Genomic DNA, 8,363 nt, shown 5'->3' on the forward strand with positions numbered 1-8,363 from the left:
CGACAGGTAGGCCGGGCGAGCGCGGCTGCGCACGTACAGGGACGGTTCGATGAGTTCCGCGGCCGTTCCGGTCGGCGGGGACTCGTCGATAAGGGCCTTCCTGCGCCTGGTGATGATCGAGCACTCGGTCTTCGCCCTGCCGTTCGCCTACATCGCGGCGCTCACCGCGATGTTCGAGGTGAACGAGCACCTGCACTATTGGGAACTGCTGCTGGTGACGGTCGCCATGGTCGGCCTGCGGACGTTCGCGATGGCGTGCAACCGCATCATCGACCGCGAGATCGACGCGCGGAACCCGCGTACCGCGACGCGCGAGCTGGTGACCGGCAAGGTCTCGGTGCGCACGGCGTGGACCGGGGCGCTGGTCGCGCTGTTCTTCTACCTGGTCGCGGCGGCGCTGCTGAACCCGCTGTGCTTCGCGCTCGCACCGCTCGCGGTCGTGCCGATGGTGGTCTATCCGTACGGCAAGCGCTTCACGAACGTGCCGCACGCGATCCTCGGCTTCGCCCAGGCGATCGGCCCGATCGGCGCCTGGATCGCGGTGACCGGCGAATGGTCGTGGGACGCCGTCGTGCTCGGCCTCGCGGTCGGTACCTGGATCGGCGGGTTCGACCTGATCTTCGGCTGCCAGGACGTCGCCGCCGACCGTGCGCACGGCGTCAAGAGCGTGCCGGCGCGCTGGGGCATCGCGAACGCCCTGTACGCGTCGCGCGTCACGCACGTGATCACGACGCTGCTCTTCATCTGGTTCGGCGCGCTGACCGGGGCCGGGTTCTTCTGGTGGCTCGGCCTGCTGATCGTGGCGGCGGCGTTCGTCTACGAGCACTCGCTGGTCAAGCCGGACGACCTGTCCAAGCTGAACCGGGCGTTCTTCACCACCAACGGCTTCATCGGCATAGCGCTGTTCGTGTGCGCGCTGCTCGACCTGGTGGTGCGCGGGCTGCGTCCCTGAGCCTCTGGGCCCTTGAGCCCCTGCGTCCCCGAGCCCCTGCGTCCCCGCGGACGGCGTCAGGCGCGGACCGGGCCGCCGTCGTCCTCGTCGTCCTCGTCCGTCCCGTAGTCGTCCGGGTCGTCCGGGCCGTCGGGGCCGTCACTTTCGCCCGGACTCCCGAAGAAGTCCTCCATGATCGTGTCCATGTCGACGGTCCGGTCCTCGTCCGGCGCGGTGACGGTCCTGTCCGGGTCGACCGCCCGGTAATGCGTGTCGACGGAGGCGTCCACCTTGCCGTCGTTGTCGTCGTCGGACGTCATGCGCACGGGCAGGGGGGTGCCGTGCGTGGGCACGTACATGGTGAGGACGGACGTGAGGTCGCGGGTCCTGCTGGTGAGGACGAGAGGGATCACCTCGATCCCGTCGATGTGGAGCGCGTCGCCGAGCTGGTGGTCGACGTCGTCCCCGTACCCGCCTCCGTACCCGCCTCCGTACTCGTCTTCGTCCTCGTCGAAGTCGCCGTCGGGATTCTCGCCCGCGGAGTCGTCGCCGTTGGTGAACGGGCCACCGCCGAGGATGGCGTCGAAGGACTGGAGCCCGGTGCCGCGTGAGACGGCCTCGTCCTTGAGGTACTTGCCTTCCAGGAGCTTGCCGAATTCCACGAAGGACTCGCTGGGCTCCTCCAGCTCCGGGTCGTAGCCGGGGGCCTTGGCGATCATGTCGATGAGAACCTTGTTGGTCCCCTCTTCCATGCGCGTGTACTCGGTGTCGCCGACGACCAGGACGTGGACCTCGCGGTCCTTGACGGTCAGGTGCGACTCGATGTCGCCGTTCTCGGTGACCGACGTGTCGCCGTGCACGGGCACCCCGTAGAAGTGCCCGGTGAAGTCGGTGCGCACCGACCGGGCCGCGCGGTCGGCCTCCGAGACGCGTTCGAGCAACTGCTCGGCGGTGATGCCCACGTTCGACTCGCCGGTGTTGCCGACCGGCGAATCGGCGGCCTCCTTGGCCCGATTGGCCCAGTCCTGGTCGATTCCGCCGCATGCGGTGGCGAACATGGCGAGCGGTATCAGTACTGCGGCGGAGCGGCGGCGCGCGGGCAAGTGGGTCCTCCGTGGTGCCGGGGGCGAGCGGCCGGATCGCAGGGGCGGTACGCGGCCTTCCCCCGCCGGCCGCGTCCGGCACCAGTCCAGCGGGCCGGACGGTTTCCGGTCAACAGTCGACCGGCACCCGGGTGGGCCCCCGGGTGCCGGCTGCGGTGTTTCACGTGGTTTGCGCGGGCGTGCGCCAGGGGTGGCGGGCGCGCCGGTGTGCGGGTTGGGAGAATGACGCCATGCATGCACAGCGCCGACCGTGGATCGTCGGGGTGTCCGGCGCCTCGGGCACCCCGTACGCGGCGGCCGTGATCCGGGGGCTGCTCGATGCCGGCGAGCACGTGGACCTGGTGGTGAGCCGGGCCGCGCGGCTGACGATCCTGGACGAGACCGGCATCGCGTTCCGCGACGCGCACTGGCGCGGCGACCTGGCAACGTGGCTGGGCCTGGCGGCGGGCCGGGACCCGGGCGCGGAGGCCGGGTTGGACCGGGTGGAGTACTGGGCGGCCGGGGATCTCGCGGCGGGGCCGTCGAGCGGGTCGTACCCGGCGAAAGGCATGGCCGTGGTCCCGGCCAGCACCGCGGCGGTGGCCGGCATCGCGCTGGGCCTGTCGAAGGACCTGTTGCAGCGCACCGCGGACGTCACGGTGAAGGAGCGCAGGCCGCTGGTGGTCGTGCCGCGCGAGACGCCGTTCACCGGTACGACGCTGCGGCACCTGGTACGCCTCGACGACGCCGGTGCGGTGGTGCTGCCCGCGAGCCCGGCCTTCTACGCGGGGGCGTCCGACGTGCAGCGGCTGGTGGATTTCGTGGCCGGCAAGGTGCTGGACGTGCTCGGCGTGCCGCACACGCTCTTCCGGCGCTGGGAGGGCGACTTGGGGGCGGCCCGCCGGGCGGAGGCGGCGGAGGCGGCGCGTCCGGATCCGGCGGATCCGGCGGGTCCGGTCGGGCCGGTCGGTCCGGTGGGGACCGTACCGCCGTGAGGACCCCGGACCGGTCGCGTCCGCGACCAGCAAAGGCCCCCGCGGAGGCGGGAGCCTGTGATGGTGTGCCTGGTGCCACGCGCCCCGGGGGGCCGGGGCGGCCGGGTCAGCGGCCGGTGGCGCGGGCGACGAACTTCTTGACGCGGGTCAGCGTCGGGCGGGGGCCGACCGGGCGGGACCGCTCGGCCATCTCGTGCAGCTCCTGGATGTGCGCTCGCGCCATCTCGAGGGTGTACATGGGTTTCACTCCCCTAAGCCGGCCGGTCGGGCCGAGTGTGGTTGCCGCTTCAGAGGTTTGGCAGGTCATGCGCCCTCTGATGCCTTAGATTCTAAGGGACAGATCGAAATCTGTCCAATGAAATGCAGGACGATCGAGGAGAATGACATGGATGCGGTGGACCGCAAGCTCATTCAGGCGCTGCGGGTCAACGGCCGCGCCTCCTACGCGGAACTGGGCCGCCTGGTCGGCCTGTCCGGCCCGAGCGTGACCGACCGCATCAACCGCCTCGAACAGGCCGGCGTCATCACCGGCTACCGGGCCACGGTCGACCCGGTCACGCTCGGCCTCGGCGTCACCGCCCTGATCGGCCTCCAGCTCTCCGACGCGGCGGACCACGAGGACGTCAGCCGCCGGCTGCGCGACGTCGAGGAGATCGAGGACTGCTGGTTCATCTCCGGCGACGACTCCTTCATGCTCAAGGTCCGGGTGCCGGACGTCGCGGGGCTGGAGCACGTGATCCGGCGGCTGTCGGGTACGCGCGGTGTCGCCCGTACGCGCACCACCGTCGTGTTGTCGACGAAGTGGGAGTACCGCGCCGCCGATCTGCCGGGCGAGCCGGAGGCGTAGGCTCGTCGGCAGCTTCGACTGGTTCGCCTGGTACGTACAAGGAGTAGTGAGCGATGGACTCCGGTCTGCGCAAGGAGATCGAGGACAAGGTCCTCTCCGGTGAACGCCTCAGCCGCGAGGACGGCATCGCGCTGTACGCGAGCGACGACCTCGCCTGGCTCGGCGGCCTGGCGCACCACGTGCGGACGAAGAAGAACGGCGACGTCGTCCACTTCAACGTCAACCGACACCTGAACATGACCAACGTGTGCCAGGCGTCGTGCGCGTACTGCTCGTTCCAGCGCAAGCCGGGCGAGAAGGACGCGTACACGATGCGCATCGAGGACGCCGTGCGGCTGGCCAAGGAGATGGAGCCGGACGGCATCACCGAGCTGCACATCGTCAACGGCCTGCACCCGACGCTGCCGTGGCGCTACTACCCCCGGTCGCTGCGCGAGCTGAAGAAGGTGCTGCCGAACGTCTCGCTCAAGGCGTTCACCGCCACCGAGATCCAGCACTTCGAGACCATCTCCGGGCTGAGCGCGTCGGAGATCCTCGACGAGCTGATGGACGCCGGCCTCGAATCGCTCACCGGCGGCGGCGCGGAGATCTTCGACTGGGAGGTCCGGCAGCACATCGTCGACCACGCCACCCACTGGGAGGACTGGTCGCGCATCCACCGGCTCGCCCACGAGAAGGGCCTCAAGACACCGTCGACGATGCTCTACGGCCACATCGAGGAGCCCCGGCACCGCGTCGACCACGTGCTGCGGCTGCGCGAACTCCAGGACGAGACGGGCGGGTTCCAGGTCTTCATCCCGCTGCGCTACCAGCACGACTTCCACGACAGCCGGGACGGCATCGTGCGCAACCGGCTCCAGGCGCGTACCTCGATGGCGACCGGCGCCGAGGCGCTGAAGGTGTTCGCGGTCTCGCGCCTGCTGTTCGACAACGTGCCGCACGTGAAGTGCTTCTGGGTCATGCACGGCCTGTCGACCGCGCAACTGGCCCTCAACCACGGTGCGGACGACCTCGACGGCTCGGTGGTCGAGTACAAGATCACGCACGACGCCGACGGCTTCGGCACGCCGAACAAGATGACGCGCGACGACCTGCTCGAACTGATCCGGGACGCGGGCTTCCGCCCGGTCGAGCGCAACACGCGGTACGAGATCGTGCGCGAGTACGAGGGCCCCGAGCAGGGCCGCCGGGACGTCCCGCAGCCCATGCGCTTCTGACCCGGGTCCGACCCGGGCCGACCCCGTGCCGGTCCGACTTCCGCGGATGCTGTACTGGATGTCCGGAAGGTACGGCCTCTCCGCCGCACCCTCCGGAGCAGTGTCCGCTGCGCGGCCCCTCGGGGGCCGCGCCGGCCGAAGGAACCGAACGTGTCCACACCGCACAGCACGCCCGAGCCCCAGCCCGACGTACCCGGCGACGTCCAGTCCGCGAAGCGCCCCGGCGTGCGGTCGAGCCCGGGCGTGCGGTCGAACAGCCACCCGGCACTGCGCTACACGCTGTACCGCATCGGGGTGTTCGCGGTGGCCTTCGCGGTGATCTGGGCGGTCTTCTACGTCCTCGACATCGGCGGCAAGGGCGCGCCCATCCTGGTGGCCGGCCTGGCCGTCGCGGTGTCCGGGCTGGTCAGCTACTTCCTGCTGAACAGCCAGCGGGACGCGATGTCCGCGGCGCTGGTCGAGCGCGTGGAGCGCGCGAAGGCCCGGATCGAGGAGGGCGCGGCGGCCGAGGACCACCTCGTCGCGGACGCCGCACCGGCCCCGCGGCCCGCGCCGCGCCCGGCACCGCGTACCGCTCCGCGGACCACCGACGCCACGTGAGCGGACAGGTTCGTCCGGTAATGGTTTTGTCGTTTTACTGATGGACTGCTTAGACTCCTCCTCATGTTCGGTGCAGGCGACACGTATGCGACGCGCACGGCGGTGGGTTTCCCGCTCGTGGCGCGTCTGCACGTCGACCTCGGCCGATGCGCCACCGCACTGTGTAGCGGCGCCGGCGTCAGCTGACCGGTACGCGAAACACGCACGAATCCGCGTACCGCACACGCACGCCGCCCGACCGCTTCGCGGCGCGGCCGGACCCCTCGGGTCCCACCCCCGCACCTGACCGGTGGACGAACACAGTCCCCGTTCCCCACATGCCACGTCAGGCCTGAAGCGGTCGTCACCCCGTCCCGTTCTGCACGGTGCCCGGCGCACCGGGCCCAGACGGCCCGAGCCGGCCGCTTCAGGAGCTCCCCCTTGTCTCAGAACACCGTCGCGCCCAATGGCGTGCGCAAGCGATCCCTGCCCAAGGTCCCTTTCTGGGCCCAGACGTTCATCGGCCTCGCCATCGGCATCGGCCTCGGCTTCATCGCCAAGAACGGCGGCGTCGACTGGCTGACCACCACCCTTGAGCAGACCGGCGACATCTTCACCCGCCTCCTCAAGCTCGCGGTCCCGCCGCTGGTCTTCACCGCCGTCCTGGTGTCGGTCGTCAACCTGCGGAACGTCAACAACGCCGCGGGCCTGGCACTGCGCACGCTCTTCTGGTTCTTCGTCACGTCGCTCATCGCGGTGACCATCGGCATCACGCTCGGCCTGCTCACCGACCCGGGCCAGGGCGTCGACCTGCCGAAGCCGGAGCAGGCCCCCGAGGGCATCTCGAACGGCGACTGGCTCGACTTCCTCACCGGCATCGTGCCGACCAACATCGTGGGCGCCTTCGGCCCCAAGCCGCAGGTCCTGCAGATCGTGTTCCTCGCGGTCGTGCTCGGCGCGGCGATCCTGTCCGTCGGCAAGAAGGCCGACCCGGTCATCAACGCCGCCGAGATCGTCCTCGAAATCGTGCAGAAGGCCCTGTGGTGGGTCATCCGCCTGTCGCCGATCGGCACCGCCGGCCTCATCGGCACCGCGGTCGCGACGTACGGCTGGGACTCCCTCAAGCCGCTCGGCACCTTCGCCGCCGACGTCTACATCGGCTGCGCCATCGTGCTCTTCCTCGTCTACCCGCTGCTGATCGCGACCGTCGGCCGGGTCAACCCGCTGCGCTTCTTCCAGGGCGCGTGGCCCGCGATCCAGCTCGCGTTCGTCTCCCGCTCCTCGGTCGGCACCATGCCGGTCACCCAGCGCTCCGTCGAACGCCTCGGCGTCCCCAAGGACTACGCCTCCTTCGCCGTCCCGTTCGGCGCCACCACGAAGATGGACGGCTGCGCCGCGATCTACCCGTCGCTCGCCGCGATCTTCGTCGCCCAGTACTTCGGCATCAGCCTCGACCTCCAGGACTACTTCCTCATCGTCCTGGTCTCCGTCATCGGCTCCGCCGCCACCGCGGGGCTCACCGGCGCGATCGTCATGCTCACCCTCACCCTCGACACCCTGAGCCTGCCCCTCGCCGGCGTCGGCCTGCTCCTCGCCATCGACCCGATCCTCGACATGATGCGCACCGCCACCAACGTGGCCGGTCAGGCGGTCGTCCCGGTCCTGGTCTCCGCCCGCGAGAAGACGCTCGACCTGGAGAAGTACAACAACCCGCGTGACATCGACGCCCCGGACGACGACGAGTCCGGCCCCGTCGACACCACCAAGAACGTGCCCGCCCAGACCGACCGTCGGGAGCCGGTCTCAGTCTGACGGTCACCCCCCAAGCGGCCCCGTGCTCTCTCCGTGTCGTGGAGAGCCCGGGGCCGCTTCATACGCGACGCCTGACGCTAGTTCACTGAACAACCCACACTTGTTCAGGGAGGAAGGCAGAGACGTCATCCATGCCTTCAGCGGGCACAAAGACCGGCCGTGTCAAAAGGTGATCGCCAGCCCTCTGGGCACTGACCACCACACCGAGCGACTCAGATCCTGGGACGCCCGCGCTCATATACAACAGCTCTGTGCATGGTTCGTACTTCTCGGCGCGTTCGAGCATCCATCGCTCCACCGCCGAAGGAGCACGTGCCACCAAAGCCATGCCGTCAGCAACGACTTGCGGCCCGCACAGTGCGTCGACGGCAACGCCGCGCAGACGTTCGTCCACCCCGTAGTACAACGTCAAGCCGATCTCCTCGTGCCACCCGATCACCCGTCCAGCACCGCTTTGCCATTGGTACCGCTGAGAGCGCGTGGTGACATCGCCCGGTGCGTCAGCCACTTCATCAGGGTTCATGCCAAAGTGCAGTGGACCCACCCGGATAAATGGATCGAGTGTCCACTGAAGGCGCTCACTGTCCGGCAGGACCTTCCATCACTCGAACATGGCCGGTGAGCCTACAGACCCTCATCTTCGGTCGCTGCCGTGGCGATGCCTGGCGAGACCAACGTCGCAGGCCAAACTGCAACACCTGTCCCGGTGGCCGCCCGCAACGGCACGCTTGACCTGGAGAAATACAACAACCCGTGTGACATCGAAGACAAGGACGACGACCCGTCCGACCCCGTCGACACCCCCAAGAACGTGCCCGCGCAGACTGACCGTCGGGAGCCGGTCTCAGTCTGACGAGCACACAGCAAGCGGCCCCGTTCCCCCCATGCCGTAGGGGACCG

General features: G+C 69.4%; 10 protein-coding genes. 7 read left to right on the forward strand and 3 right to left on the reverse strand.

The features are described 5' to 3' along the window. The first annotated feature begins 49 nt into the window (after positions 1 to 49). A complete protein-coding gene (gene mqnP, locus AB0C36_RS33930; RefSeq protein ID WP_358361940.1) occupies positions 50 to 952 on the forward strand; it encodes a menaquinone biosynthesis prenyltransferase MqnP in 903 nt (300 codons plus the stop codon). A 56-nt stretch (positions 953 to 1,008) separates the two neighbouring features. Here the strand turns inward: mqnP and AB0C36_RS33935 are convergent, their stop codons facing one another. Further along, positions 1,009 to 1,989, reverse strand: coding sequence for a hypothetical protein (locus AB0C36_RS33935; RefSeq protein WP_358361942.1), 981 nt, complete (start codon positions 1,987 to 1,989; stop codon positions 1,009 to 1,011). Between the two features lie 275 nt (positions 1,990 to 2,264). Here AB0C36_RS33935 and AB0C36_RS33940 point away from each other — a divergent pair, with 275 nt between their 5' ends. Beyond that, positions 2,265 to 3,008: a UbiX family flavin prenyltransferase gene (locus AB0C36_RS33940; RefSeq protein WP_358361945.1), complete on the forward strand. Its 744-nt coding sequence runs from the start codon at positions 2,265 to 2,267 to the stop codon at positions 3,006 to 3,008. A 106-nt stretch (positions 3,009 to 3,114) separates the two neighbouring features. Here AB0C36_RS33940 and AB0C36_RS33945 read toward each other — a convergent pair whose 3' ends face one another. Beyond that, the gene (locus AB0C36_RS33945) at positions 3,115 to 3,246 is read right to left on the reverse strand and encodes a hypothetical protein (protein ID WP_268823073.1); all 132 of its coding nucleotides are present in this window, start codon (positions 3,244 to 3,246) and stop codon (positions 3,115 to 3,117) included. Positions 3,247 to 3,393: 147 nt separating this feature from the next. Between AB0C36_RS33945 and AB0C36_RS33950 the strand changes: the two genes are divergently transcribed. The 4 genes from AB0C36_RS33950 to AB0C36_RS33965 all read left to right on the forward strand — a co-directional run bounded on the left by AB0C36_RS33950 (position 3,394) and on the right by AB0C36_RS33965 (position 7,463). Further along, complete coding sequence (locus tag AB0C36_RS33950) at positions 3,394 to 3,855, forward strand: Lrp/AsnC family transcriptional regulator (RefSeq protein WP_358361947.1); 462 nt, start codon at positions 3,394 to 3,396, stop codon at positions 3,853 to 3,855. Between the two features lie 53 nt (positions 3,856 to 3,908). After that, entirely contained in the window at positions 3,909 to 5,072 is a 1,164-nt protein-coding gene (gene mqnE / locus AB0C36_RS33955; protein ID WP_358361950.1) for an aminofutalosine synthase MqnE, read from the forward strand. A gap of 150 nt (positions 5,073 to 5,222) precedes the next feature. Beyond that, positions 5,223 to 5,672, forward strand: coding sequence for a DUF4229 domain-containing protein (locus AB0C36_RS33960; protein WP_358361954.1), 450 nt, complete (start codon positions 5,223 to 5,225; stop codon positions 5,670 to 5,672). 420 nt (positions 5,673 to 6,092) lie between these two features. After that, entirely contained in the window at positions 6,093 to 7,463 is a 1,371-nt protein-coding gene (locus tag AB0C36_RS33965; RefSeq protein ID WP_358361956.1) for a dicarboxylate/amino acid:cation symporter, read from the forward strand. A gap of 82 nt (positions 7,464 to 7,545) precedes the next feature. On the opposite strand, the gene AB0C36_RS33970 is transcribed toward AB0C36_RS33965, so the two are convergent. Next, positions 7,546 to 7,986, reverse strand: coding sequence for a hypothetical protein (locus AB0C36_RS33970; RefSeq protein WP_358361959.1), 441 nt, complete (start codon positions 7,984 to 7,986; stop codon positions 7,546 to 7,548). Between the two features lie 129 nt (positions 7,987 to 8,115). Between AB0C36_RS33970 and AB0C36_RS33975 the strand changes: the two genes are divergently transcribed. Further along, the gene (locus AB0C36_RS33975; RefSeq protein ID WP_358361961.1) at positions 8,116 to 8,316 is read left to right on the forward strand and encodes a hypothetical protein; all 201 of its coding nucleotides are present in this window, start codon (positions 8,116 to 8,118) and stop codon (positions 8,314 to 8,316) included. Positions 8,317 to 8,363 lie beyond the last annotated feature (47 nt).

Source organism: Streptodolium elevatio (assembly GCF_040649515.1).
Taxonomy (GTDB): Bacteria; Actinomycetota; Actinomycetes; order Streptomycetales; family Streptomycetaceae; genus Yinghuangia; species Yinghuangia elevatio.

Coding starts and splice junctions, on each gene's coding strand:
- mqnP (WP_358361940.1), top strand. CDS start 50: ATGAGTTCCGCGGCCGTTCCGGTCGGCGGGGACTCGTCGATAAGGGCC.
- AB0C36_RS33935 (WP_358361942.1), bottom strand. CDS start 1,989: ATGTTCGCCACCGCATGCGGCGGAATCGACCAGGACTGGGCCAATCGG.
- AB0C36_RS33940 (WP_358361945.1), top strand. CDS start 2,265: ATGCATGCACAGCGCCGACCGTGGATCGTCGGGGTGTCCGGCGCCTCG.
- AB0C36_RS33945 (WP_268823073.1), bottom strand. CDS start 3,246: ATGTACACCCTCGAGATGGCGCGAGCGCACATCCAGGAGCTGCACGAG.
- AB0C36_RS33950 (WP_358361947.1), top strand. CDS start 3,394: ATGGATGCGGTGGACCGCAAGCTCATTCAGGCGCTGCGGGTCAACGGC.
- mqnE (WP_358361950.1), top strand. CDS start 3,909: ATGGACTCCGGTCTGCGCAAGGAGATCGAGGACAAGGTCCTCTCCGGT.
- AB0C36_RS33970 (WP_358361959.1), bottom strand. CDS start 7,986: ATGAACCCTGATGAAGTGGCTGACGCACCGGGCGATGTCACCACGCGC.